The sequence below is a fragment of the Shewanella amazonensis SB2B genome (assembly GCF_000015245.1).
Classification (GTDB): domain Bacteria; phylum Pseudomonadota; class Gammaproteobacteria; order Enterobacterales; family Shewanellaceae; genus Shewanella; species Shewanella amazonensis.
The window spans coordinates 597,198-623,976 of the sequence record NC_008700.1 but is presented as its reverse complement, the minus strand read 5'-3'; the positions used below and the strand labels follow the sequence as shown (position 1 = coordinate 623,976).

The following is a 26,779-nucleotide window of genomic DNA, read 5'->3' as shown; positions in this document are numbered from 1 at the left end:
TTGTTCGCCGTCAGTCAGGCGCGCCGCATCGAGGTATTCTTAAACCGTATCCATGGACAGCAGCCAAGCACCACTTCCAACTCTGATTGCCGGCCCTATTGTTCGTCACTGTGACCAAAACACCCTGACACTCTGGCTGGTCAGCTCACGCCCCCTGAACACCCCTACGCTTACCCTGAATGGCAAAAATTATCAGCCACATATTGATGAAATCCCTCTGGGAGAAGCGGCCTGGATGTATCTGCTCAGAGTCACTGACGACGAACTGCTGCCCGAAGGTAAGCGTATCAGCTACGATCTTATCGAGAGCGACCGCAGCCTGCTTGGTGAACTGGATGGTCTGACCTACCCCGGACACGAGCTGCCCAATCTTATCCCGAGCCGAAACATTCATTCACTGCTCCATGGCAGTTGCCGCAACCCGCACCACCACAGCGGCGATGCCCTGGTGGCCGCCGATACCCTGTTGGCCGAAGCCAATGCAGAACGCCCGGCACTGCTGATGTTAAGTGGCGATCAGGTTTATATCGACGATATCGCCGGTCCCATGCTGTATGCCATTAAGCAGGTGATTGAATTACTGAAACTCCGCGAGGAAGATTTTGTCGGGGCGCCGCTGACGGGCAGTGACGAGATTGATTACACACCCGCCAACATGTACCAGAGGTACAAAGGGCTGCTACCCCACACCCAATACCCAGCCAAAACTGCATTGTGGCGTTGGTACATCAATCATCCGATTTTTACCTCCTCCATTGCCGAGAACCACCTGGTGAGTTTTGCCGAAATGACGGCGCTGTATTTGCTGGTTTGGTCGCCGGAGCTATGGCACTCGATTGATATTCCCAAATCGCCCCGGGGGCTGAATGGTAAACGTCTCGCCCAGTGGCAGAAGGAATGGGATCATTTGTTGGCATTCAGGGCCGGACTCAGCCAGGTACGGCGCTTGATGGCCCATCTGCCCACCTACATGATCTTTGATGATCACGACATCACCGACGATTGGAACCTCACTGCCAAATGGGAAGAAGCGGCCTATGGTCATGCCTTTTCAAAACGCATCATTGGCAATGCCCTGCTCAGTTATTGCCTGTTTCAGGCCATCGGCAACGCACCGCACAAGTTTGAGTCAGTGATTGATGAGCTCAACGCGATGCTGGCACCGTCGAGACTGGATCTATCGACGCAGGATGCAGTGATAGATAAGTTACTGAGGTTTGAAGACTGGCATTTTCATCTGGACACCAGCCCAAGACTGGTGGTGCTGGACACTCGCACCCGCCGCTGGCGTAGCGAGTCCAACCTCGCCAAGCCGTCGGGCTTGATGGACTGGGAAGCCCTGATGGACTTTCAGCAGCAACTGATTGGTCAGGAGCAGGTGATTATTGTCTCAGCGGCCCCCATGTTCGGGGTCAAGCTGATTGAAGCGGTGCAGCGCACGGCCACCCTGCTGGGTGGTTCACTACTGGTGGACGCCGAAAACTGGATGGCCCATCCCGGGGCCGCCGGCGCCTTGCTGTCGATGTTTATGCACCGTAAAACGCCGCAGGAATTCATTATTCTGTCTGGCGACGTGCACTACTCCTTTGCTTACGATGTGCGCATTCGTTTTCGCCACGCCAGCCCCAACATCTATCAAATCACCTCCAGCGGCATTAAAAATCAGTTCCCTGAAAAACTGCTGCCCTGTTTCGATAAGTTGAATGGCTGGCTTTACGGTTATTTCTCACCGCTGAACCTGTTCACCAAGCGAAAACGCATGCTTATCCGCGGCCGCAGACCCAATGGTGAACGCAGTAAACGCCTGGTTAATCAAAGTGGTATTGGCTGGGTGCACCTGTCGGAATCAGGCGCACCCAGCCGTATTGCGGTGCTGCATGCCGATATGAGCCAGACTGAGTTTCTGCCACCACGGGAACACTGACACCAAGCCAAGAAGATGCAAACGCCAGCCCAATTTGCCAGGTAAGCACTGCTGAAGCAAAACCTTGCCTGGCATCTGGCGGCGTTAAAAGCGGTCGAACCTCACTTCCACCGGCACACCTTCCACCGCCAGAGACAAGGGCTCAAGCGGCGTCAGTGTCACCTTGAGCACAGGTTTTTCACCATCAAATGAACCAGACAATTGCTTGGGCAACTTGCTGACCAACTCCGTCGGCTCTTCGATGCGCCCATTGAAGCTTTCACCATTGGGCAGCGTGATGCTCGCCTGCTGGCCCAGGTCCACATAGTCGAGGTATTTGGGTTCGAGGTAGGCCACAACCACAGGACTGGCACGCCCCGAGAGCCACAGCAGTGGACGCTCTACGGCCAGTTGTTCACCTACCTGCACCTGAATATCCGCAATCCGCGCATCGTAAGGGGCACGGATAGTGAGTTGTTCACGAAGCGCCTTGAGGCGGGACAGTTCCAGCTCCATCCGCTGACGGCTTTGAGTCACTACACCCGCCTGACGTGCTTCCTGCTGGCGTTGAAGTTCGCTGACCAGTTCGGCTCTGGCCTGCTCCAACGCCATTTTGGCGGAGGTATGCGCCTGCAGCACTGCCGCCATATCCGCGGTTGGCACCACGCCTTTGGCGCGGAATTTCTCAAACTGGGACAGCAGTTCATCCTGACGAATCATCCCCTCTTCGGCGACGCGGATTTTCTCGCCGATTTGGGCGCTGATCTCGGCGCCAAGGTCACGGAATTGCTGCATTTGGGTGAGTTGGCGCTCAAGCCCCTGGATCTGGGCGTCAAGGGCCGGATCTTTCAGTACCAGCAGTGGCTGCCCGGTACTCACAACATCACCCCGGGTTTGATATACCGCATGTACCACACCGGAAGCGGGAGAGCGCATCTCCAACGGCTCGCTGGTGACTATGCCGGGCGCCAGAATAAACAGCCATGGTTTGAGCACAAACCAGATCACCAGTAGCACGGGGGCAATGATCAGGGCCAGCAGCAAATACCAGCGACCGCGATAAGCGCCTCGCCTGAGGTTGTCGTAGCTAACCTTGAGGCTGGCATCCGCCGTGGGTGCCTGAGATTTATCCGACGAACCGTAACTTTCCTTCACTTAACATCGTCTCCTACGCTTCGCCGCCCACCGAGGGGCTATTGAGCTCTCCCCATGAGAGCGGCGCAATACTTCGCTCAGAAGCGCAAATGCACATACCAGTCGCATAAACAGCGCATAAACAGGGTGTACAGGCAATCAAAACCGCCATGGTGATGATTAAGAGCAAGAATCGGAGGCCTGCTCAAACATAATAATTGACTAACTAACTGAATTCACCTGCAAACCCATCACAACCCACATCCAGCTTTTCGCCGGTGACAGGATCGGTAAATCTGAGTCGCTTGGCCACCAGCTTTAAGGGGGCATTAAAGTCATCTGCCGATTGGGGCTGCAGGCTCGGGTAAAAGCGATCGTTTTCCAACGGCATGCCCAGACTCTGCATGTGCACCCTCAGCTGATGAGTGCGGCCGGTGATGGGGCTGAGCTCAAATAAACCGCGGCCATCCTTCACCATGAGCAAGGCGATTTCAGAGTGGCTGTTGGCCTCTCCCGGTACTACCTGCATCAAAAACGACGGGTCTGCCGGTTGCATGCGATTTTTCACTGTCCAGCGCTGCGGCAAACTTTGCCCATCGCCATGCAGTGCCATCAGTTCAGGCGTCAGCCGTGCAATGGCTTCGTAGTCTTTTCGTATTCCACCATTCAAGAAAAGCTGATGGTACTGATGCCGGGTTTCGGGATTGAGGCTCATCAGGATAACACCGGCGGTTTCCCTGTCGAGTCTGTGGGCCGGGCTGATGGTGTCGATGCCAGTGGCAAGCCGCAGCCGATGCACCAGACACTCGTTAACATAGTTACCCGAAGGGGTCACCGGCAAAAAATGCGGTTTGAACACCAGCATCATATGCTCATTGCGGCACAGTATTTTTTCGCGAAAGGGGATTTTGGTCTCGGCCACAACTTCGCGGTAGTAGTAAACCCGCGCCGTGGGGCGATAAGGGGTTTGCAGGGTGATGAGCATGCCATCCTGCCAATGCACCTTGCCATCGAGAATGCGGCGACGCCAAACCTCTTCACCAATACGGGCGAAATGGCTACACAAAAAACCAAATACCGTGGTGTTGGGGTTATCCCGTGGCAAGACCACATAAGAGGGTTGGGCCGCACGGGCCGAGGCGGTTAATTCAGACACAAGTGGCTCCCTGGCAAGAGGGGGCCCAGTGTAAAGGCAAAGCGTAAGCGGGGCAAACACCCCGCATGGGCTTATCCGGCGTGGGACTTAATAAGCTTGAGCACAAAGTCCATGGCCTTGTGACAATCCGGCTGATTAATCAGCTTGAATTTGTCCTGGCTGTACATGGGCAACACCTCAAGCCAACGCTGGCTAACCCAGGCTGCATCCTCAAGGTGCACATCGCTGTAAAGACCAAACAGATCCGGATTGACCTGGTAAAACTGCTCCAGCGCCGCACTGATGATTTCGAACTCGCCATCAATGGGCTCTTTTTCCCAGTTGTGACAGGGGGCTGCTCTCACCTTCCACAGCAGGTCTTTATCCTGCCTGGCAGAGAGAATCTCCACCCGCTGACGCCCTTCGATAATGATACTCAGGGTGTCGTCTTCGAGCTGATTAAAATCGATGATCTCGCATTGGGTTGCTTCAGGATAGCAAGGTGGATGACCGTTGGCCTTGTGCATCGCGAATGCCAGAGGGTAAAACCCTTTGAACACTTCTGCCACCATGCGCAAATAGCGCGGCTCAACAATCCTCAACTCAAGCCGTCCATCTGGCAACAGTAAGGCGTCGTGGATCAGTAACGCCATGTCCTGTGATTGCATGGTAACCTCCTGCAACGGTCTGCGGAGTAACACTACTCAACTGATCAAATTTTAGCAGGTGAGTGGCACCAATCATCAATGAACAAAAATTAATCAGTCTCAGGCATTAGACCCGCTATCACAGTGATTTGTTTCATCCCGGAAACGATTCAATGGGGGATATATCACCCTCGAGCACCCGGGAAAACTCCTCTGCCAACCGTTCGCTGGCCAGGGCCGCCTGCCGCCAGCTGCGCTGACGGCTCTGTGTGTCCAGGGTTTTAAAATCGTCCCGGTCAGGAATTTTTCCATTGGGCAGGGAGGCGACAAACTCGGCGCTTGGCACCAGCAGCAATGCATTATCATAATTGGCCACGGCCCGTCGCCAGGGCAGCGATTTATCAAACCAGCCAGGCTTGATGGTGGGGAAAAAATGCGGATACAGGGTGAGCCCCTGATGCTGCTCAAGCGGGAAATCAAAATGGTAGTCGGTGATGCCACCATCATAGAAATGCCCTTCGCCCGCGCCTTCAATGTGCCCCACCGGGGCCAGCACCATGGGAATGGATCCGGTGGCCTGCAGAACATCCGCCAGATTGCTCAGGCTCAGTTTGCAATCACGGCTGGGTAAATCGTTGAGCAGACGAAAGTGGGAGTCATTGTCTGCCTGCGAAAACACCAGCCGCTCAAAGTGCCAACCCAGACTGCGACGACTGACAAGATTGGTGGCCGCCGTTACCGAAAGCCCCAGCGCCAGGGGCAGCTTGCCATTAACGCGATTTAAATGTCGGCCACGGCACACCACAAAATGCGAGCGAAATACCGGATTGGCCAATATCTCGGCGGCGCCTGTCTCCCCCAGAATCCCGGCCACAATATCTGTGACCTGGCGGCTGACCTCTTCACGACTGGGTTTGGTGTCGTAACGCTGGCCGATATAAAAGTCTTCCAGGCGGCCATAGGCCGCCAGCACGTCCTGCTGCGCCAAACAGGCAAGACGCCAGGCGCCGGACGAGGCTCCCAATGTGTAGAGCGGCGTCTTGCGATCTTTAAAAAACTCACTGAACAGATACTTATCGAGCCCGGCAATCCCAAGCCATTTGGGGCCACCGGACGCCGCCAGCAAACGGCTGAAAAGCTCCGGCTTGAGCCCCTCCTCGCGGATCCGTTTCAAAGCGGTTTTACCAGCCAGTAATCTGAGTGCGTTCAATCTTTTACCCTTGGGTCGTCTACAGCAATAAGGCTAGAGGTTACCTCAATTCTTAACGATGCCAAAGCAGGCCGCTTTCGCTATACTCCAGCACGCCAGCGTGGCCAGTGAGGCCCGCCTATCAGCCCGGAGCTTTTATGATTGTCGACAAACTCGAAAACAGACACAGATACCACAACCTCCATTCAGGCATCCAGGCCGCACTCGAATTTTTGGCCAACACGGATTTGGCCGCTTTACCCAAGGGACGCCACAACATCGATGGCGATGCGCTGTTTGCCATAGTCAACGACTACGACACCCAGCCCCCGGGCACTGAGCCCTTTGAGACCCACAGACGCTATGCCGACGTGCAATTTGTTGTGAGTGGCGAAGAAGCCTTTGGTTATCTGCCGCTGGAAGATCAGCCGCCACTGGCGCCCTATCATGACGCCCATGACTTTATCGAATATGACTACGAACAGAATCGCGCGGCAGCCTGTTTTGTGCCCTTGAAGGCTGGGATGTTCGCCATTTTCATGCCCGAAGACATGCATATGCCGGGCACAGGCACCCCCCCTGTACGGGTTCGCAAGGTGGTGTGCAAAGTGCTGCTTTAACAGTTAACCGCATGATATTCAGACAAAAATAAATAAGTAAATACTCAAACTGACACAAAACTTTCGTCATTTTGTCATCTGCTCTGGTCAGACTTTCGGGCGTTTAAGTCACGCCCTACATATTAGAAAGTCAAAAGAGATCAAGCATGAAACATAAAAGCCTGCTGGCAGTAGCCATCGCAGCCGCACTGATGAGCGGTTGCAACGACGACAAAACGGTTGAAGTGATCAAGGAAGTGGAAGTCATCAAGGAAGTGGCTCCCGAGGAAATCACCTCGGTGAAAAACGTCATCCTGATGATCGGCGATGGTATGGGTGCCCAGCAGGTTGGCCTACTCGAAGAATATGCCCGCCGCGCTCCGCACTCCACCTACAACAGCAAAGGGAACCAAACTGCCCTCAAGCGTTTGGGTGATGCCGGCCAGATGGGTCTGTCGCTCAACGGCCCCGATGGCAGCCTGGTAGTGGATTCAGCCTGCTCAGCCAGCCAGTTGGCTACCGGCAAGGCCGCGGGTTCAGAGATGATTGGTTTGGATGCTCAGGGCTATGTAGTTGAAACCATCCTTGAGAAGGCAAAAGCCAAAGGCAAGGCAACCGGTTTGGTATCCGATACCCGGCTGACTCACGCAACACCCGCCGCCTTTGCCGCCCACCAGCCACATCGCAGCTATGAATCAGCCATTGCCGCCGAGCTTATCGACAAGGCCGTGGTGGACGTCATGCTCTCCGGTGGTGCCCGTGAATTTATTCCTCAGGATGCCAGCAGCAACAATGCGGTCAAAGCCGAACTGGCCGCCCTGGGCGCCGTGTCGTCTGTGGTAAAAAAATCCAAGCGTAAAGACGACCGCAACCTGGTGAAAGAAGCCAAGGAAGCCAAGGGCTACCAGCTGGCGTTCGACAAGGCACAGCTCAATGCCGCCGACGGTGACAAGCTGCTGGGTCTGTTTGCCAACTCTGGCATGATGGATGCCATTGCCTACAAGGCCTGTCAGGAAGCCGGGGATTGCAAAGAGCCTTCGCTGCGTGAAATGACTCTCAAAGCGCTGGATATTCTGTCCAAGGACGAAGACGGCTTCTTCCTGATGATTGAAGGTGGCCAGATTGACTGGGCCGGCCACATCAACGACGCAGGCTGGATGCTGCACGAACTGCTGCGCTTCGACGAAGCTGTGGATGCAGTATATGAATGGGTTAAAGACCGCAACGATACCCTGGTGATTGTGACCGCCGACCACGAAACAGGCAGCTTCGGTCTGAGCTACAGCCGCAAAGACCTGCCCGGCGCCCAGAGCCTGCCCGGTGATGGAATGCAGGGCGCCGACTATCAGCCCAACTTCAACTTTGGCAGTCTGGACAAACTGGACCGCCTCTATGCGCAAAGCGGCACCTTCTACAACATGATGGACATGGTCAGCGCCGACTGGGCCTTCGATAACTCCACCGGTGACGAATGGGCCAGTGCCATCAACCACTATAGCGACTTCAAAGTAACACCAGAAGAGGCCGCGCCGGTTGCCCTGCGTGAAGCCAATGAGTATTGGGTCGATGGCCACAGCTATTTATCTGCCACCGTGTTCCCTAAGGTCAATGACTTCAAGGAGTTCTACGTTTACGCAGACGAAGTACACGCCAACCTGATTGGCCGAGCCCTGGCTGCGGATCAAAACGTGGTTTGGGGTACAGGTACCCACACAGCCGCGCCAGTGCCCGTTTACGCTTTCGGTCCTTACGGTGTAACCAAGCAGTTCTCCACTATGCAGCACCACACCGAAGTGGGTCAGAAAATGATGGCCGCACTGCTGGGTGAATAACCAAGCTCTGTGAGTACAAACACCCCATAAAAAAGCCGCCACTGGGCGGCTTTTTTATTTGGCTCATCAAGGCTGGCTGCAAACATCAGGGACTTGTTGATTTATCCCTGTCAGGGCGCCAATGTACATTTCAGCACAGGGGCTTCAAATCCCCAAATCACTTCAGCTTCGCCCTGGTGCTCCCAAAAGCTTTCGCTGGGTCCCTGATATCGGGCTCCGCTGCCACTGGGGGCAACATACATCAGGGAAACCGAATCGCCCCGCTCGGCAATGGCGGTGGCGGGTTCGGTGTCAAAATAGCTGATAATCACTTCGCTGTTATCGTCGCAGCGCCAACTGAAAGGTCCCTTCATCGCCACCAAACGATAACGAGCCTGTAACTCAGCGGTCCGGCTTCGATAGCTTTTGGCAACACAAGCGGCTAAATCTTCGGATTTCCAACACTCGTTGCGCCCCTTTATCCAGCCCCTTTGCTCGGCCTTGAATAAAGGCGGGAGTCCATCACCGGCTCTGGCCACTATGGTTTGGTAGACCTCGTTCAACTGCCTGTCCAAAGCAGCAAGTTCCAGGTCTGTGCACACCAGTTTTTCTGCGGACGGCGCATTCCCGGGCAGTTTGCCGCAATCAAATGATGGGGGCTGAGCCGCTGCCATTGCGTTAAATGCCAATGCAAGCAAGCCGGTTAATATGCTGAGTTTCATCCATTAATCTCCTTTACATCTGCTTTGTTGCCGCCTTGTCAGCGAACCTCAAGCTGTTATGCTGCCATGGTCCACAGGAGAATCCATGTCTAACGAACTGAAAGCACTATTGTGTAATGCCCTGGTATGCCCCGGAAGCGGCCACCTGCTGCTGGGTAAGAAGTGGCTGGGCTGGCTGATATTGCTACTGACTGCAATCAGTCTTTCTGTGCTGCTGACTGATATTTATCAAGTCGCCAACGACATCGCCAACGAGATAATGTCAGGAATACTGCCGATGGACTTGCCGAACATTCTGGCGGAAATCCACAATCGCAGTGTCGCTATCGGCTCTGGTGCCCTTTATCTGTTCCTCGGCGTTTGGCTGCTGGGGATTTTGGACAGCCTGAGATGGTTTATTCAGCGCCGCGCCACAAATCAATGAGTTCAAAATAACAGGGTACCAGCAAGTCAGCCATGTCGCCGTAGTCCGGCTTGCCATCAGGGCAATAGAGCGCAGAGCGGCAACCGGCGCCCCGTGCCGTCTGTAAGTCAAAGAGATAGTCACCCACATAGAGTACCTGAGTTGGCTCAAGCCGCCAGATGTCCATGATGTGGATGAGGCCGGCAGGGTCTGGCTTAGCCGGGGCATCTTCCCGGGTCAGTAATACTTCAACCGATAATCCCAGACGCGACAGTGTCAACTCAGCCGCCTGGCGCATATTGCGGGTCAATATCGCCGTTGGCAGCGTTTTTTGCTGCACAAACTGCAGCAGTTCTGCTGCGCCCCCTATCCATTCAGCCCGGTGAGAGGCCGCCATTTCATAATGATGCACTGTCGCCATGGCGCCGGCCTGCTTCGCCGCTGGCAAACCTGCTATATGGGCCAGAATATCCTCCCCGGCACTAAGACCGAGTGCCTGCCGGATAGCCGGAAAGTCAGGATTGGAATGTGCCAGGGTGCCATCGAGGTCGAAAACAACGGCGCGAATGTCCGCAAGCCATTCTGGATATTCGGCCCGACGACTCATGGCTGCGCGCTCCCGGGTTTAGTAAACAAAGCCAGGTATCTTGGCAACAATTGCAAGGCGGCCACCGCCAGCACAATCAGCACTATTCCCGTCATGCTCACTGAGCTTAAGGCATCGGACTGGAAGCTCTGCGGCCACCAGCCAAAGGCAACTACCGCCGCCGTTAAACTGAAACTGACTATGGGTGTCAGGGCGAGCATGGCGCTCACCTGCGCCGTGGGCCAATACTTCATCGACTGGCCAAAACAGCCGTAGGCCACCAGGGTATTGATGGCGCAAAAGCCCGCCACCAACCAGGCGTTGGTATTCATGGCATCAAAGGCTGTGAAATCGCAAAAGGGCGCCATCATTACCACACCCACACCGTAGATAAACAGCAACACATTGGCCGGTGAAATCTTGGGGATGAGCGCCTTTTGGATAAGGGCATAACTGGTCCAGGCCAGCGCTGAAAACTGCACTATGGCCAGTCCCAACAAGAGATCGCCGGTATCCCCCTCAAAACTTAATCTGGGGGCAAAAAACAGATACATGCCCACGGCGAGCAAGGCAAAACACCCCAGCTGCACCGCTTTCAATCGCTCGGCGAAAAATATCACGCCGCCAAACGCCAGGAAGAAAGGCGCCGTCTGGAAGCTGAGCTGCGCCACCCCGGGCGCCAGATAATCGAGGGAGTAAACGAAGGAAACATAATTGGCCATCAGCAACATAGCCGCACCCAGGAGGAGCAGCCAATCCTGTTTTGCCAGCGCTGCAAACTGCCGCAATCGGCCGCCAAACCATTGCACCGCCACACTGACAATCAGAGCCACCAAAAATCGAAACCAGGTCAGGGTAACAGGGTCAATAAAGTCGCCTGACAATTTGAGTGCGATGGGGAGCATGCCCCAAAAAAACACGGCGATGGCGACATAAATAAAACCGGCCCGGAACGATGCTGCATCCACTTCACGCTCTCCACGGAGGAAAGCGCCAATGATGCAGCAAGCACAGAGACAACTCCAGCACTATCAGCCGGGGGTTTTGCCCTGATACAACCAGCTGAGCCGTGGTAAAGCAGCCAGATCCAGATGATCGCCATAACTGGCCGCGCTGATTGCCTTGGGCGGTTCGGGCTCATTCTCAAGGGTGGCCATTAAAATTTCCTGGGCTTCTTTTTCACCATGCACCAGCACCAGCGGCGGCCGTCCCTCGAAGTGATGATACCAGCGCAGCAGCTCGGCCTGATCCGCGTGGGCCGACAGACCGCCCACGGTATGAATACGGGCACGCACATCAATGGATTGTCCGTTGATGGTCAACTTATCTACCCCATCCACCAGCGCCCTGCCCGGTGTGCCTTCGGCCTGATAGCCGCAAATAATCACGTCGCATTCGGGTCGGTAGAGGTTGTGTTCCAGATGGCAACGAATACGCCCGCCGTTACACATACCACTGCCTGCAATAATGATGAGCCCCTGATGTACTTCATTCAGTGCAATGGATTCGTCAGTGCTTTGAATAAACGCCACGTCAGTGAGCAAGGGGTGTTTTCCTGGGTGTTGGCGAACAAAGCGTTTGAAATCATCATCCATCAAGGGAAAGTGGCGTATATACACCTTGGTAGCCTCAATGGCCATGGGGCTATCCAGGCAAATGGTCCAGCGCGACAGATCCCAGTCTTTGGCATTCAAATGAAACAGATACAGCAGCTCCTGCGCACGGCCAACCGAGAATGCCGGGATAAGGATATTGCCACGGCTGTCGCTGATGGCCTTGGCAAAAATCCCTTTAAGCTCTTCCAGTGTCGCTTCCCAGCTGCGGTGCAGACGGTTGCCATAGGTGGATTCCATGAGCACCAGATCGGCCGCCTCCACCAAATCAGGATCCCTCAGTATGGGCATTCCGGCTCGCCCCAGATCGCCTGAAAACACCAGACGCTTCTGCCGCTGGCCATCATCCAACTCCAACTCCAGCAGCGCCGAGCCCAAAATATGCCCGGCATCCCTGAGGGTGATGGTCACCCCCGGAACAGGGTCCAGCCGCATACCGTATTCCAGCGGTATAAAGCGGGTCATGGCAATATCCACATCCTGCTCATCGAAGAGAGCTTCGAGGGGTTCCAAACCTTGTTTCAACCGCTTTTTGTTTTGCCGCTCTGTGTCCCGGCCCTGCAACATGGCGGCATCTTTGAGGAGAATAGCGCAAAGGTCGAGGGTGGCGCTGTGGGTATAAATGGGACCACTGAAACCCTGCTTTACCAGCAGAGGCAATCGTCCTGAATGGTCAATGTGGGCATGGGATAAGACCACGGCATCCAGGCTTGCGGGGTCGAAGGGGAAGGGCTCGCGATTTCGGGCTTCCTGCTGCTTGCCTCCCTGCAGGAGGCCGCAATCCAGCAGCAGGCGTTTACCGTTGAGTTCCAGCAAGTGACAGGAGCCTGTGACTTCCTCTGTGGCTCCCCAAAACGTCAGGGTCATACTCATGGCATTGCCTCCTGCAATCACGCTGTAAGTACATAAGCAGATTGCCGAAAAAGCGTATAAAACTCAAAAAGTTTTATGTTTAAAGATATGAAGTGGTACTCCGCACAGGTTCGAGCAGCGCCAACGCCTCACTAACTGGCAAAGGTCGGTGGAAATAAAATCCCTGCACAAAATCCACCTGCATGGATTTAAGCAGCTCCAGTTGCGCTTCGGTTTCAACCCCTTCAATGATCAGCTGTTTATTGAGATCACGCCCTATGCGCAAGATGCCCTGCAACACGGCGATAGCTTCATCGCTGTCGGTGAGATGAGAGATAAAGGCCCTGTCAATCTTGATGACCTGTATCGGCAATCTCAATAAGTATCCCAGCGATGAGAAACCGGCCCCAAAGTCATCCAAACAGATGATAAAGCCGCTCTGGTGCAGCCTATGCAGCTCACTGATGGCCCGGTCTGAGTGCACCAGTGCATTTTCGGTGATTTCCAGCTCTACCCTGTCGAAGGGCACTCCCGCACGGAGAAACTCGGCCTTGAGATCGTCGACAAAGGTCTCGTGATGGAGTGAATTGGCAGAAATATTCAATGACACAGGCACATTCAACTCAGGATGCTGAGTCATAAGCTCGCAGGCCGCCCGCGCTACATAGAGATCCAGGCCGTAATAGAGTCCCGATTTTTCCACCGCAGGAATAAAGGCTCCCGGGGGGATATTCCCCTTTTCCGGATGCTGCCAGCGGATGAGGGCTTCATAGCCCACTACGGCACCGGTGTGTATGTTCACCTTGGGTTGCAGCACCAGATAGAGCTCTCTGTTATCCAGTGCAATACGCAGGTCACTCAACACAGTCATGCTGTCTCTTGAGGCCTGCTCGTAGCGCTTATTGAAGGTCTCTCCAGAGCCACGCCTGTGCTCCTTGGCAACTTTCAGCGCCGACTCAGCATGCCGGAGCATCTGCTCCATATCCGGCTCCTGCGCGGCATCCAGCACAGAGCAGCCCACTGTCAGCCCCAATCGAATCGATTGCTCATCTATCATCAGTGGCTTGGCGCAGCGCACCGCCAATTCATGGGCCGTCAGCTTTGACTCCGGCAACAGCACGGCAAACACATCCGCATGCAAGCGGGCAATCAGGGCGCGGGTGGAAAACTCTTTACGCAATACCCGGGACATTTTTTCCAGAATGTTGTTACCAAACTCGTAACCCAGAGACTCGATAATCTGATGGAAATAATCGATATCCACCATAAAGAGACTCGCAGCTCCCGGGTCAAATTGTTTCAGGAAGCTGGCGCCATATTCCACCAATCCGGCGCGGTTATGCAGGCCGGTGAGCTCATCGAAGAAGGCCGCCTTATTGAGGTGAGCAAAAAACTTGGCATTTTCCAGCCCCAGCGCCACATTCAGGCAAAACACCTGTAACAGCTCCTGATCCACCTTGGTCAGACCGGTGGCATTTTCCGCGACGATAACGCCTTGCCAGCCCGATGGCGTCGACAGATATAAGCAGCTGCAATTGGGATGAAATACATGCTGGTGGGCGTTGAGGGTTTCCTGCACCAGCTTGCGCTGTTCAAGCTCGGGACTCAGCTCGTCCAGACTTTTACCGTAGAAGGGGCGGAACTTGTCGCTGGCAGCAACCACAAAAAACTCGTGATTACCGGAATCTATGGCAAAGGGCCCGTTCATCGGCCGTTTGGATACACAGAAGAGGCTATCGGCCTTGATGTTGAAGAGGGCATCGATTTGCTCGAGCACCCCGCCGGCAAACTCATGGAGCGATCGTTCCTGAAACAGATTGGCGGCCGCATTAATCACCGACCTTAATCCCTGACGACTGCGCTCCAACGCATCCATCTGACTGAAGCATCTCAGTCCGGTTGCCACCACGGTAAACAGCTTATTGCGCGTCAGCTCGCTCTTGGTCTTGTAGGAGTTAATTTCGTACTTGAGGATAACTTCTTCTTCGGGGGTATAACCTGGCTGGCCTGTCCGGAGGACAATTTGCAACAGGTGGTTATCGAGTTCATTGCGAATACGGTCCACCAGCATCAAACCGGCTTCATCGGTTTCCATCACCACGTCGAGCAGCACCAATGCCATCTCGGGGTGTTTTTTCACCAGGTCGAAGCCTTCTTTGGCACTGAATGCCGATACAAACTCAAGGGGCCGTCCGAATACACGAACATGTTTCAGGGCCAAACGGGTGACATCGTGAATGGCAGGCTCATCGTCAATAATACCGATGATCCAGGGTGCAACAGGCGCCTCAGGCTGAAGCGGCTGTTCATCAAGTTTACGGGCACTGGCAAACAGTTTACCCACGATAAGCCCCCCCGCAATTAACAGCAACTCGCACTGACCGTTCCATCCAGGCTCCTGCATTAAAGACTTGGTTCAAGTGTAGCAGCAATTAATACCCGATAATGTTAGCCAACGCTATTGCCAGGTAGTCTTAAACTGATGAAAGCGGTAACACCCAACATCAGCGCACTGGCCCATAAACAGGCTTCCAGACCATAAAACTGGAAGACGGCTCCCGATAAGAGGGTTCCCATGAGGCGGCCGGCGGCATTGGCCATGTAATAGAATCCCACGTCCAGTGAAACCCCGTCTTCATCGGCATAATGCACAATCAAAAAACTGTGCAGTGATGAATTAATGGCAAACAGGACGCCAAAAATCAGTAGCCCTGCAAGCAGCCAATAAAGCCCCCAATCCAGCCCCAGAGCGATAATGGCTGGGGTGAACATAAGCAAACTGACCCAGAGTGCCGCCTCAAAGCCACCCGGCGTGCGCCCCGACCGTCGGGTGATACGCGGCGCCAAAGTTTGTACCAGCCCATAGCCAATGATCCATGCGGCAAGGAAGCTGCCCACCTGCCAGTGATCCCAGCCAAACTGCACCGCCAGATACACAGGCAGCGCCACCACAAACCACACATCCCGCGCGGCAAACAAAAATAGCCTCGCCGCCGATAAGATGTTGATATTGCGACTCTTCGAGAAGATATCTTTAAACTTGGGTTTGTTTTTGGCTTTACCGAGCTCCTGTTTGAGGCCACTGAGACTATCGAACCAAATCAACGCCAGCAGCCCAAGTAAAATAGCCACGGCGCCGGTTAATCCAAGCAGCGACAAGAGCGCACCACCCACAAAGAAGCCCACCCCTTTCAGGGCATTTTTCGAACCGGTGAGCAGCGCTATATATTTGAATAGTTTGTCGTCCGCACCTTCTTTGGGCACCAGGGTCTTGATGGCACTTTTGGCACTCATCTTATTGAGATCTTTTGCAATACCCGACAATGCCTGGGCAGCCATCACCCAGGGCACTGTGAGCCAGGCAGAGGGCACCAGCAACATACCCAGCGCAAGAATTTGCAGCCCCATGCCCAAATTCATGGTGCGGTTCAGGCCAATGCGGGCACCAAGCCAGCCGCCAACGAGATTGGTCACCACCCCAAAAAACTCATAGAACAGGAACAGCATGGCAATCGCCAGCGGCGCGTAGCCGAGCTGATGGAAATACAGCACCACCAGCATTCGCAGCGCACCATCGGTGAGGGTAAACGCCCAATAGTTGGCAGTCACCAACAGGTATTGGCGCTGCCCGGGCGTCAGTTCATGGCGTCTGGCAAACATGAGTTCAAGCCTTATCCATCCGGCCCACCATCAGCGCCAGTTCCGCTACCCGGTTGGCATAACCCCATTCGTTATCGTACCAGCAATATAGCTTTACCTGGGTGCCGTTCACCACCATGGTGGACAGGGCATCTATGATGCTGGAGCGAGGATCTGTGCGGTAATCAATGGACACCAGTGGTCGCTCTTCAAATCCCAAAATACCCTTGAGTTCGCCTTCTGCGGCGGCCTTGAGCAGTGCATTCACCTCCACCTCAGTGGTGGGGCGCTCCACCTCAAACACGCAGTCGGTCAGCGAGGCATTGGCCAGCGGCACCCTCACTGCGTGGCCGTTCAGACGCCCCTTGAGCTCGGGGAAAATATGGGTAATGGCGGTGGCGCTGCCTGTGGTCGTGGGAATAAGGCTCATACCACAGGCACGGGCGCGTCGCAGATCCTTGTGAGGCGCATCCAGGATGGTTTGGGTGTTGGTGATGTCATGAATGGTGGTCATGGAGCCATGCTTGATACCCAGGCCTTCATGGATAACCTTGACCACGGGTGCCAGGCAGTTGGTGGTGCAGGAAGCCGCAGTAACTATCGGGTGCACATCCGGGTTATACAGTTCGTGGTTAATCCCCATCACCACGTTAAGCACGCCTTCTTCCTTCACAGGTGCCGTCACCACGACCCGCTTAACGCCCTGAGCAAGATAGGCTTGGAGCACTGCCTTGGTTTTCATCTTGCCGGAGGCTTCAATCACCAGATCACAGCCCGACCAATCGGTGTCTTCAATGGTCTTGTTCATACTGGTGCTGATTCGCTTGTCACCAATCAGAATATTGCAGCCATCGCTCGCCACCGGATGCTGCCAGCGGCCATGCACAGAATCAAATTCCAACAGGTGCGCCAGCGAGGTCGCATCCCCCGCGGGGTCATTGATATGTACAAATTCAAACGCATCATTGCCCCAGGCTGAGCGTAGCGTGAGGCGCCCCATGCGGCCAAAACCGTTGATACCTACTTTAATCTTACTCATCTTGCCCTCTTTTCCTGTCAGACACGCCATTAACAGCAGCGTCCGGGTCTGCAACCCATGGTCGTCAAGCGTTGTTTTTCATCGGCCAGCCAGTCTGGTCCTTTCTGTGCCAAATGTGCCAGTTGCCCGGCACACCACAGTGGCAAGTCCTCGGCCTGGCGGTAGTACACCCACTGCCCCTGACGCCTGTCTGTCAGCAAGCCTGCGTCTTTTAAAAGACGTAAATGGCGTGAGATCTTGGGCTGACTGAGATTAAGCGCCTCCGTCAGCTCACAGACACAAAGCTCGGTTTCCCCCACAATCAGCATAAGGATTCTAAGCCGGGTATCATCGGCCAGCGCTTTGAAAAAGCTCACTACGTCCATCGCCGCCTCCTCTGGCATGTATGGTCACCATCATATATGAAATTCCATATGTGTAAAATTACACTTTTATGTCAGGCCGTGCCCCCGCGTAATTGTCCACACATACCTGGACAGACACTCCTGTATCAGTATCAACCAATCAGAATTAACTTGTCTGATGAGCAAATATTCCTCCCAGACTGCTAAATAACCACGGATTTTATTAAAATTTCATAAGAAAATTTCTAAAAAATTATTTCACCGTAAGTTGTTGCCCTATGGGAAAATATTAATAATTGGCCATCACCATAATCACCACAGAAATAGACCACATCTTCAACTCGCCTTGAAAATTCAGCTGATAATTTACATAATAGCCCGGTCAAATTCATTCGAATGCTAAAAAATACAACATGAAAATGTTGACTTAGTTGGCTTTCAAATGATTTTTTCCAAGATAACAATCAAGTAGTTAAAAGGAAAATATCATGTCATCCTCTAACTCACAGGATCCAGACACGAAAGTGTTATTGGATACTACCGCTATTAAAAATAAGCTTATTTACTCAGTTCAATTAGCCTGCTTTTGGCTAATTCTCTCAAGTTATATATTTCCTTGGCTATCAGCCAATATCAAAAATATACTTCCTACAAAAATCAGGTAATTTTTAAATGGAATACTCCAGCTATATTTCGCTGGCACTCTACTTTATTGCCATGTTGGCAATAGGGCTGTTTGCCTATCGTAATTCCACCGACGATCTTGCGGGTTATATGCTTGGCGGGCGTCAGGTCAGCCCGCACGTCACCGCCCTGTCTGCCGGTGCATCCGATATGAGCGGCTGGATGCTGATGGGGCTGCCCGGCGCCATGTTTACCATGGGCTATGATGCTCTGTGGATTGCCGCTGGCCTGCTGCTGGGGGCGCTGCTCAATTATCTGCTGGTTGCACCCAGACTCAGAGTGTTTACTGAAGCAGCTGATGACGCCCTGACACTGCCAGACTTTTTCAGCAAGCGCTTCAATAAAGACAACGGCTCGGTGCGGATGATTTCAGCGGCGGTGATTATCCTGTTTTTCACCCTGTATACCTCAGCCGGACTGGTCGCCGGGGGTAAGTTTTTTGAGTCGGCTTTTGGACTGGGCTATCAAACCGGCTTGTTGCTGACTGTGTCTGTGGTGGTGGCATACACCCTGCTCGGCGGATTCCTGGCGGTCAGCCTGACTGACTTTGTTCAGGGCTGTATCATGTTTCTTGCACTGGTGTTGGTGCCGTTGGTTGCGCTTCAGGAATTCAACAGCAGTACCGACATGCTGGCGCAGGCCAGCCGCAGCATTACCCCATTGGCCGACTCTTTTGAGCACATGGGGATTCTGGCGATAGTCTCAAGCCTCGCATGGGGGCTGGGTTACTTTGGGCAACCGCATATTATTGTGCGATTTATGGCAATTCGGTCGGTGAAGGACATTGCTGTTGCCCGCAATATCGGCATGAGCTGGATGTTGGTCACCATATTAGGCGCGCTGGCAACCGGACTTATCGGCGTGGCTTACGTGAATAAATTCAAGCCGGGACTGGACGATGGCGAGACCATCTTCATTTTGTTCGCTGAAATCCTGTTTCATCCGCTCATCAGTGGGTTCCTGCTGGCAGCCATTCTGGCGGCCATCATGAGCACCATTTCCTCGCAGTTACTGGTGTCATCAAGCTCTCTGTCGGAGGATGTGTACCGCGCCCTGTTTCACAAAGAGATGGACCAGAAAGCCACGGTTACGGCGGGACGTATCGGTGTGCTGGCCGTGGCGGCGGTGGCAACGCTGCTGGCGCTGGACAATAACGCCAGCATCCTCTCGCTGGTGAGCAATGCCTGGGCCGGTTTTGGCGCCGCCTTCGGCCCCCTCGTACTCCTGAGTTTATTCTGGCCCCGCATGACCCACAGCGGCGCAGTAGCAGGCATACTCTGTGGCGCAGGCACTGTGTTGGTGTGGAGCCAGGTTCCACTGCTCGAAAACGGCTTACCCTTATCCAGTCTCATTTATGAGATTGTGCCCGGGTTTATCGTAAGCACTCTCGCCATAGTACTGGTGAGTTATGCAGACCAGGCCCCCTGTAAATCGACTCAGAAAGCCTTCAAGCTCAGCCGGGATAGGCTGAAACAAGTCAGCTGATCCCACACAGGCCCGCCCCATGCGGGCCTTTTGCTATTTAACAGCGCGAACAGTCTTTTAGCGGTATGGGCTACCACCGCCATGGCAAATTTTCCCAATCGTTGTAAAATACCCCATCTTTTGCAGTGGGCAGATAGTCAGTGAGCCATCCCAATCACAGTCTGGATACCAAACGCATTTCGCCAAATGTGGCCTTGTATCATGCGCTGCAACACCCAATACCCCGGGAAACAGGCACAAACCACAATAAGCCTGCCCGATTTAACCCTTACCCCACACATTCAGAGGAATACTCGTCATGAGTCTTGCTGATTCCGTACTGGCCGTGAACAACGACCTGCCTATCCGTACCGACAAACCCGTGCACAGCGGTAAGGTTCGCAGCGTTTATTGGCTGACCGAGGCCGACAGCGCCCGCCTTATCCGTGAACGCGGCTACGATGTGCCTGCCGACACGCCGCTGGCCATCATGGTGATCTCTGACCGTATCTCCGCCTTCGATTGCATCTTCCACGGTGAAGGCGATCTGCGTGGTATTCCCGGTAAGGGTGCGGCCCTCAATGCCATCTCCAACCACTGGTTTGGTCTGTTTAAAGAAAACGGCCTGGCAGACAGTCATATCCTCGACATCCCCCATCCTTTTGTGTGGATTGTGCAAAAGGCCCGACCCATTAAAGTGGAAGCCATTATTCGCCAGTACATCACAGGCTCCATGTGGCGCGCCTACCAAAAAGGTGAGCGGGTGTTCTGCGGTATCACATTGCCTGAGGGGCTGCAGAAGGATCAGAAACTGCCTGAGCTTTTGATCACACCGTCCACCAAGGGCATCCTCACCGGTATTCCCGGCGTGCCAGAACAGGATGACGTAAACATCAGCCGCGCCGATATCGAAGCTAACTTCGAAGCCTTTGGTTTTGAAAAGAAAGAAGATATCGACCTCTATGAAAAGCTTTTGAAAGAAGGCTTTGGGGTGATTTCCGAGGCGCTGGCAAAGCTTGACCAGGTGTTTGTGGATACCAAGTTTGAGTTTGGCTATGTCACCGACAGCAACGGTAATTCCAAGCTGATTTACATGGATGAAGTGGGCACACCGGATTCTTCCCGTATTTGGGACGGCGCCGCCTACCGCGACGGCAAGATTGTGGAAAACTCCAAAGAAGGTTTCCGCCAGTTCCTGCTGAACCACTTCCCGGATCCGGACATCCTGCTCAACAAAGACCGGATGCCTGAGCGTGAAGCCCTGGCCCGCGACAACGCCCTGCCGCTGGATGCCATGATGAACGTATCCCGCACCTACACAGGTATCGCCGAGAAGGTCACCGGCCGCAAGATTGAGCTGTCCGACAATCCCAAGGCGGAAATCATCGCCATCCTCAAAGAGCAGTACGCTTTGGTGGATTAAGGCTTACGCGCTCTGAAACGGCGCGCTTAATTTCTCGCAAGAAACCCCGGCCGATGTCGGGTTTTTTATTTCGCTGACAACCTTAAGCCTGCCCAAGCCACTGAGACAACAGCCGAGCTATTTTCCACTGTACAAGCGGGCTTCCTACCAAGCCACGCGCATAAAAGTGTTGCCAAAGCAGCCACTTAACATCATAGTTGTTTAGGGAAGATCAAGATAAAGGCATAGCCATGGAATTCAATCAGGGAACACTCGACGAGCTGATGCTAAAGGCCCAACAGGACCTCAGCAGCGACCAGCAAAGCTACAAACGTAAACTCAACCTCTATGTCTGGATGGCCTACGGCGTCATCCTGTTATTGCTGCTGCTTTTTGTCGGCCTGGTGGCAGGCACTGTGGGACTGGCGTTCACAAGCTCTGTATTCCTGGTGTTATTACTCAAGAAAAAGCTGATTATTCCGCTGCTGATTATCGGCTGGATGCTGGGAAGAGCACTCTTTCTCGGGGCCGGTAAACCCGAGGGATATAGGCTCAGACGCGCCGAGGCTCCCCTGCTGTTTGGGCTGGTCAATGAGCTGACCAAAAGCCTAAAGACGCCCAGAGTGCACAACATCATTGTCACGCCGGAATTTAACGCCGCCATGGCGCAAACGCCCCGCTGGTTTGTGGGCGGCCCCACCGAGAACACGCTTATAATAGGGCTTGAGCTGCTGATGTCACTGTCCAAAGAAGAGCTCAAGGCGGTATTGGCCCACGAGCTTGGGCATCTGAGCGGCGACCACGCCAAATTCAACGGCAAGATTTACCGGGCCCGCGCCATGTGGGAGCAAATGATGCACAGCTTCGAAAGCTCCGGCTCCCTGGTTACCTACCCCATGCGCAAGTTTTTCAGCTGGTATGCGCCGCGCTTTTCGGCCTATTCATTCGCACTGGCCAGACTCAACGAGTACGAAGCCGATTTGTCTGCCGCCAAGCAGACCTCGGCAGCCACTTTTCAGTCGGCATTGGTCAAAACCTCACTGCTGGCCGAAATCACAGATGAAGATTTCTGGCCACAATATTACCGCCGTGCCTATGAGCAACCCGCCCCTGATACCCTGCCCTATACCGCCTTCAAGCAGTTTATAGATGCAGGTGAATTTGGCGACCTGCCGCTGCGACTTGCAAAGGTGATGGCCGAACGCACCTCGCCCCACAATACCCACCCCTGCACCAAAGACAGAGTAGAAGCGCTGGGCGCATTCGATGAAGACGTACTGAAACTCAGGGAAAACAATGCCTGGCAGTTGCTCGGTAAGTCGGCCCATAAGATCATTAAAGAATTCAATGATAACTGGCTGATGTATAACGGCCAGGAGTGGCAATTCCAGTACCAGCTGGCACAGGAACAATTGGCCAGACTCAAGGAACTTGAGCCGATGGACCCCAATCAGTTATCGCTGGATCAAAAAGAGGAACTGGCGTTCCTTTTGGATAAGTTCCGGCGAGACCCCGAACGGGTCGTGGCACTCTACGACGGCATCATGGCATCCAAACCCCATGATCTCGACACGGCTTTGCGTTTGGCACAACTCTACGCCAAAGCAGGCAATCCACGTTGTCTGCCACTGTTCCGGACCTGCCTTGCCAAGGATGAACTGGTTAACGATGCCTGCATGGGCGCCTATGGCTACTACCTGCATCAGGGCGACGGCAATCAGGCCAACGAGTGGCTGGATAAACTGGTTGCCCACGGTGAGATAGCCGAGCGCGCCCGGCAGGAACGCATCACCGTCGGCGCCAAAGACCCCTTGATGGCACCAACCCTGCCCAAAGAGGCCATAGATGCACTCGCCGCGCGGCTGATTGCGATAGACAGGGTGGAGGATGTGTGGCTTTGCCAAAAGTCGGTGCAGTACTTCCGTGACAGCCCTGTGGTAGTGCTTGCCATCAAGGTGAGCGGCTGGACCGGCAAAGACAAGGTGCTGGAACAATGCTTTGGGCAACTCCCGGCCGATTGGACCAGTTTTATCGTGACCAAGGATATGGACTCGGCGCTGTTTAAAAAGGTGCAAACCAAAGGCACTCAGATTATTTAAAGCCAATGTCCACAAGCACTTTTTGGCGATATACAGAAAAGGTACCCCATGGGTGCCTTTTCTGTTGCGCGCTTTACGCTGGCGATTACAGCGTAGGATAGCAATATCGAACTTGCGCCTCACTGGACCATGGAACAAAGAACCTTAAAACAGCGAGCTTACTTTCTTTCGAGAAGCCCGGCCGATGTCGGTTTTTTTGTTACCATAAAACCCTGTTACCCTTTATACAAACCGCTGTGTCAAACCTTTAGCCGAGGGAAAAAACACTATAATTTAAAGTGCCCTTCCCCTACATTCAGCCAAAGGAGGGAAGTATGGACAAGCAATATATTCTCTACCCGACAGACTTCTCTGAAAGCTCCACCCACGCCCTGCAACAGGCTCTGGAACTCGCCCAAAAGAGCCATCAAAAACTACGCCTCTTGCACGTGATAAGTCGTCCGTATGGCGATGACATCACCACAGAGCCACACCACGAAGACAACTTCGGCATAGTGGTCGCCAACGCCACAGAGCAGCAGGCCCATTTAGCCGCCTATGCCAAAGAAAGGATCAATGCTTTACTGGCCAACTTGCCACCGGATCAGGAGATCGAAATCCAAATAGACCAAGGCAATGCCACCAGCCAAATCCTCGCCGAAGCGGCGCGGGAGGATGTTGCCATGGTCGTCATTGGCTGCCATCATCATGCCCCTTTCACCCACTGGCTGCATCCCAATGTGGCAGCGCAGGTGGTGAACAAGGCCCACTGCCCCGTATTGGTGGTCAGGTAGGGCAACCTCTCCAACAAAAAAGGCACCCTGAGGTGCCTTTTGACTATTCCAAAGATTAAAGACTCCGGTAGATGAAGCTCAGCTCATCAGCGCGATTGGCCTGACCTTCCGAAAACTCATACATGCAGGAGTCATCGGTGTAATCCATGAAGTTGGTGATGGGGTCGAGGCCAGGATAACGGTTACCGGCGCAGGAATCGCGGTTCACCGGACAACCATAAGCCGGACTGCGCTCGGCTGGAGTGTCGGCCACATAGTCACCATTGCCGCTGCAGCCACCCTGGAAGGTATGATACAACCCGAGCCAGTGGCCCACTTCATGGGTGCCTGTATCGCCTTCGTTATAGGGCGCGGCGCTGCCGCCGGGCAGGCTGGAGTAAAGCACTACCACACCATCATTCACCGGGTCAGAGGAATAGCTGCTTGGGAAGGTTGCCCAGCCAAGCAGGCCGCCACCCATGTTATTGGTGTAGAAGTTCAAATCGGCAGCATCGCCCTGACGCAGTGCCGCCTTCATTTCCTTCTCAGCGGTCGAACCATGGGTAGCCGTGTACCAACTGTTGTTGGCGGTACGGGTGATACCTGCCACTTTAAAGGTAAAGGGCGTATTGGCATAAGCATCGTTCAGCACGTTGATTTGGGCATCTATTGCACCTGCAGACAAGTTACCGTTGCCACTGTTATCGGTGATTACGTGCATATATACGTCAACCGCTACACTGCCATTGGGGCGAGGCTGGTAGGTGCTGCCACCGCCTCCGCCACCGGGCTTACCTTTGGCGGCCTTCAAGGTTTGAAAATGTTTTTCACGTAATTCGGCTTCCTGGATGCTGGGCTGCTTGGTACCACAGCGCAGGAAGGATGCATTGGGGTTGGCATTGTCGAAGGCATTGTCGTTTTTGGCATTGCCAATCACAGGCACTGTAGCCAAACCCAGTGCCATTATCAGGGTCGAGGTCTTTGCAATAAAGCTCACAATGGGCTCCTTGTCTTTATCTTGTTAGTCAAATCACGGCGCACCGTGCGACACAGACACCAACGACGCAGCCTGAAACGGCACAAACTACATGATGTAACCCTAAAGCTAGCGAATCACTCCGTGTTAATCAAATGATCCAGCATTGTTAAGTACAATGGTAAGGCCAGTACTTCCAACCTTCGGGGCTTTCATCAGCACAGCTATAGCCCGGCGAGACGCTGGCAAGGGCACTACACCCTTGGCATACTGGTCGTCTTCTCACTGACTCCTTACCACTATGCACATAGCTTCCTGCCAATTCGAACAACACGGCGCCATCATTCAGCACATCTTTAACCACGCCATCGCCAACACCACTGCACTCTACGAATATGAGCCAAGGGACATGGCAAGAATTGCAGCCTGGTTTGCACAAAAGGAAGGTTTATACCCTGTGCTGGGCGCCTTTGATGAAAAGGGTGACTTGATGGGCTTTGCCAGCTATGGGCCATTCCGGGGCTTTCCGGCAAACCTCTACTCGGTGGAGCACTCTGTGTATGTTCATTCGGATCACAGGGGAAAAGGGGTGGCGCTGAAGCTGATGCAGGCACTTATTCAAGCGGCGAAGGACGCCGGATTGCACATGATGGTGGGCGGTATAGATGCCAGTAACAATGCCAGCATCGCCCTGCACAAAAAGCTCGGTTTTGAACATGCCGGCACGTTAAAAGAGGTGGGCTACAAGTTTAACCGCTGGCTGGATTTGGCGTTTTATCAGCTGAAGCTAAGCGAATAATCCTGTGCTTTAAAAGATAAAGAGAGCCAGTATCGACTCTCTTTGCTGTTCGCACCTACGCCAGAGCAAACGAATTCAGCTCAGTCTTTCAGGCGATAGGTCACTTCGACCCTATCTGACAGGGTAATATCGCCGGACTGATAGCTCTGCCCCACCCCATTGTCGGCCTCCATCATGGCTGCTTTATACATCACGGGGCGAACCGGCCCCTGATCGTAGTAGCGAATATGCCACACCCCCTGAATTTTGGCGCCAAAGCCCTGGGCCAGGGACTCGGCCTTGGACTTGGCATCGGCAATTGCCAGCTCCCGCACTTTGGCACGGGCGGCGCTGTCGTCGCTGAGCTCAAAACTGATATTGCCCACCCGGTTAATGCCTTCGGTCAGCGCCGAGTCCACTATCTCGTTTACTCTGGACACATCAGTGATACGCACAGTGACCCGGCGGTTAGCGCCATACCCTATCAATTGAGGCTCGGCATCTTTGTGGTACTTGTACTCGGGATTGATGATGAGATTGGCACTCTCAATCTGTTCGCGCTTTACACCGGCGGCCTCCAAACGTTTGATAAAACCGGCCACCGCCTTGTCAGACGCGCCCTTTACATAACGGGGATCCTTACCTTTTGATACCACTTCCACCGAGATAACCGCGGTGTCGGGCGTCACTTTCAGCTCGGCCACCCCAGTGGTGTCCAGGGTGGGGAACTCGTTTGCCTGTGCTGATGAAGCCTGGGCTGTCACGGCAAACAGGGCGCTCACGCCGAGGGCTGTCAGAGTTTTTTTCATGGGATTCTCCTTGGTTTTCAAATCTGTCTGACGTTACAAACGGCATAAAATTTAAAAAGGGTTAAATTTTTCAAAAAAATTTTCCGTTATTTTGCTGAACAAATTTTCACCACACACCCTGTACCTTTCGGGCACTTGCGGTATAATCGCGCGCACTTTTTTACTGCCCACAGCCGAGGCCACTGTGCATCGGGCCCAG

General features: G+C 53.9%; 23 protein-coding genes. 9 read left to right on the top strand and 14 right to left on the bottom strand.

The genetic code is table 11. From position 1 onward, the window contains the following. The first annotated feature begins 52 nt into the window (after positions 1 to 52). Positions 53 to 1,924, top strand: a complete 1,872-nt coding sequence (locus SAMA_RS02720; RefSeq protein ID WP_011758628.1) for an alkaline phosphatase D family protein — start codon at positions 53 to 55, stop codon at positions 1,922 to 1,924. 84 nt (positions 1,925 to 2,008) lie between these two features. Here SAMA_RS02720 and SAMA_RS02715 read toward each other — a convergent pair whose 3' ends face one another. The 4 genes from SAMA_RS02715 to SAMA_RS02700 all read right to left on the bottom strand — a co-directional run bounded on the left by SAMA_RS02715 (position 2,009) and on the right by SAMA_RS02700 (position 6,029). After that, positions 2,009 to 3,058, bottom strand: a complete 1,050-nt coding sequence (locus SAMA_RS02715) for an HlyD family secretion protein (RefSeq protein ID WP_011758627.1) — start codon at positions 3,056 to 3,058, stop codon at positions 2,009 to 2,011. A 205-nt stretch (positions 3,059 to 3,263) separates the two neighbouring features. Further along, positions 3,264 to 4,193, bottom strand: coding sequence for a pseudouridine synthase (locus SAMA_RS02710; RefSeq protein ID WP_011758626.1), 930 nt, complete (start codon positions 4,191 to 4,193; stop codon positions 3,264 to 3,266). Between the two features lie 71 nt (positions 4,194 to 4,264). Beyond that, entirely contained in the window at positions 4,265 to 4,840 is a 576-nt protein-coding gene (locus SAMA_RS02705; protein ID WP_011758625.1) for an LON peptidase substrate-binding domain-containing protein, read from the bottom strand. Between the two features lie 133 nt (positions 4,841 to 4,973). After that, the gene (locus SAMA_RS02700; RefSeq protein WP_011758624.1) at positions 4,974 to 6,029 is read right to left on the bottom strand and encodes an alpha/beta hydrolase; all 1,056 of its coding nucleotides are present in this window, start codon (positions 6,027 to 6,029) and stop codon (positions 4,974 to 4,976) included. 137 nt (positions 6,030 to 6,166) lie between these two features. On the opposite strand from SAMA_RS02700, the gene SAMA_RS02695 reads away from it, so the two are divergent. Both SAMA_RS02695 and SAMA_RS02690 read left to right on the top strand, forming a co-directional pair. Further along, positions 6,167 to 6,628, top strand: a complete 462-nt coding sequence (locus SAMA_RS02695) for a YhcH/YjgK/YiaL family protein (protein WP_011758623.1) — start codon at positions 6,167 to 6,169, stop codon at positions 6,626 to 6,628. 146 nt (positions 6,629 to 6,774) lie between these two features. Then, the gene (locus tag SAMA_RS02690) at positions 6,775 to 8,439 is read left to right on the top strand and encodes an alkaline phosphatase (protein WP_011758622.1); all 1,665 of its coding nucleotides are present in this window, start codon (positions 6,775 to 6,777) and stop codon (positions 8,437 to 8,439) included. A 110-nt stretch (positions 8,440 to 8,549) separates the two neighbouring features. Here the strand turns inward: SAMA_RS02690 and SAMA_RS02685 are convergent, their stop codons facing one another. After that, the gene (locus SAMA_RS02685) at positions 8,550 to 9,140 is read right to left on the bottom strand and encodes an MliC family protein (protein WP_011758621.1); all 591 of its coding nucleotides are present in this window, start codon (positions 9,138 to 9,140) and stop codon (positions 8,550 to 8,552) included. Between the two features lie 85 nt (positions 9,141 to 9,225). Between SAMA_RS02685 and SAMA_RS02680 the strand changes: the two genes are divergently transcribed. Further along, positions 9,226 to 9,564 carry a hypothetical protein gene (locus SAMA_RS02680; RefSeq protein WP_011758620.1) on the top strand — a complete coding sequence of 113 codons (339 nt, stop codon included), beginning with the start codon at positions 9,226 to 9,228 and terminating at the stop codon, positions 9,562 to 9,564. Here the strand turns inward: SAMA_RS02680 and SAMA_RS02675 are convergent. The 7 genes from SAMA_RS02675 to SAMA_RS02645 all read right to left on the bottom strand — a co-directional run bounded on the left by SAMA_RS02675 (position 9,536) and on the right by SAMA_RS02645 (position 17,637). Next, positions 9,536 to 10,150: an HAD family hydrolase gene (locus SAMA_RS02675; RefSeq protein WP_011758619.1), complete on the bottom strand. Its 615-nt coding sequence runs from the start codon at positions 10,148 to 10,150 to the stop codon at positions 9,536 to 9,538. The two genes, SAMA_RS02680 and SAMA_RS02675, sit on opposite strands and share 29 nt — an antisense overlap. Then, the gene (locus SAMA_RS02670; protein ID WP_011758618.1) at positions 10,147 to 11,097 is read right to left on the bottom strand and encodes a DMT family transporter; all 951 of its coding nucleotides are present in this window, start codon (positions 11,095 to 11,097) and stop codon (positions 10,147 to 10,149) included. Before SAMA_RS02670 ends, SAMA_RS02675 begins: the two co-directional genes overlap by 4 nt. 63 nt (positions 11,098 to 11,160) lie before the next feature. Next, positions 11,161 to 12,615, bottom strand: a complete 1,455-nt coding sequence (locus SAMA_RS02665; protein ID WP_011758617.1) for an MBL fold metallo-hydrolase RNA specificity domain-containing protein — start codon at positions 12,613 to 12,615, stop codon at positions 11,161 to 11,163. Positions 12,616 to 12,694: 79 nt separating this feature from the next. Continuing rightward, entirely contained in the window at positions 12,695 to 14,998 is a 2,304-nt protein-coding gene (locus tag SAMA_RS02660; protein WP_011758616.1) for a GGDEF/EAL domain-containing response regulator, read from the bottom strand. A gap of 44 nt (positions 14,999 to 15,042) precedes the next feature. After that, complete coding sequence (gene arsJ, locus SAMA_RS02655; RefSeq protein ID WP_011758615.1) at positions 15,043 to 16,254, bottom strand: organoarsenical effux MFS transporter ArsJ; 1,212 nt, start codon at positions 16,252 to 16,254, stop codon at positions 15,043 to 15,045. A 4-nt stretch (positions 16,255 to 16,258) separates the two neighbouring features. Beyond that, positions 16,259 to 17,272, bottom strand: coding sequence for an ArsJ-associated glyceraldehyde-3-phosphate dehydrogenase (locus SAMA_RS02650; RefSeq protein WP_011758614.1), 1,014 nt, complete (start codon positions 17,270 to 17,272; stop codon positions 16,259 to 16,261). A 29-nt stretch (positions 17,273 to 17,301) separates the two neighbouring features. After that, positions 17,302 to 17,637 carry an ArsR/SmtB family transcription factor gene (locus tag SAMA_RS02645; RefSeq protein WP_049757767.1) on the bottom strand — a complete coding sequence of 112 codons (336 nt, stop codon included), beginning with the start codon at positions 17,635 to 17,637 and terminating at the stop codon, positions 17,302 to 17,304. A 651-nt stretch (positions 17,638 to 18,288) separates the two neighbouring features. Between SAMA_RS02645 and putP the strand changes: the two genes are divergently transcribed. The 4 genes from putP (at position 18,289) to SAMA_RS02625 (ending at position 24,038) form a co-directional block, all read left to right on the top strand. Next, complete coding sequence (gene putP / locus SAMA_RS02640; RefSeq protein ID WP_011758612.1) at positions 18,289 to 19,785, top strand: sodium/proline symporter PutP; 1,497 nt, start codon at positions 18,289 to 18,291, stop codon at positions 19,783 to 19,785. Positions 19,786 to 20,083: 298 nt separating this feature from the next. Continuing rightward, entirely contained in the window at positions 20,084 to 21,187 is a 1,104-nt protein-coding gene (locus SAMA_RS02635) for a phosphoribosylaminoimidazolesuccinocarboxamide synthase (protein ID WP_011758611.1), read from the top strand. A 230-nt stretch (positions 21,188 to 21,417) separates the two neighbouring features. Beyond that, complete coding sequence (locus SAMA_RS02630; protein ID WP_011758610.1) at positions 21,418 to 23,265, top strand: M48 family metallopeptidase; 1,848 nt, start codon at positions 21,418 to 21,420, stop codon at positions 23,263 to 23,265. Between the two features lie 314 nt (positions 23,266 to 23,579). After that, the gene (locus SAMA_RS02625; RefSeq protein ID WP_011758609.1) at positions 23,580 to 24,038 is read left to right on the top strand and encodes a universal stress protein; all 459 of its coding nucleotides are present in this window, start codon (positions 23,580 to 23,582) and stop codon (positions 24,036 to 24,038) included. Positions 24,039 to 24,093: 55 nt separating this feature from the next. Here the strand turns inward: SAMA_RS02625 and SAMA_RS02620 are convergent, their stop codons facing one another. Next, complete coding sequence (locus SAMA_RS02620; RefSeq protein WP_011758608.1) at positions 24,094 to 25,014, bottom strand: zinc metalloprotease; 921 nt, start codon at positions 25,012 to 25,014, stop codon at positions 24,094 to 24,096. A 280-nt stretch (positions 25,015 to 25,294) separates the two neighbouring features. Between SAMA_RS02620 and SAMA_RS02615 the strand changes: the two genes are divergently transcribed. Beyond that, on the top strand, positions 25,295 to 25,792 hold the full coding sequence (locus SAMA_RS02615; protein WP_011758607.1) for a GNAT family N-acetyltransferase: 498 nt from the start codon (positions 25,295 to 25,297) through the stop codon (positions 25,790 to 25,792). A gap of 80 nt (positions 25,793 to 25,872) precedes the next feature. Here SAMA_RS02615 and SAMA_RS02610 read toward each other — a convergent pair whose 3' ends face one another. Further along, positions 25,873 to 26,580, bottom strand: a complete 708-nt coding sequence (locus SAMA_RS02610; RefSeq protein ID WP_011758606.1) for an SIMPL domain-containing protein — start codon at positions 26,578 to 26,580, stop codon at positions 25,873 to 25,875. Positions 26,581 to 26,779: the final 199 nt, after the last annotated feature.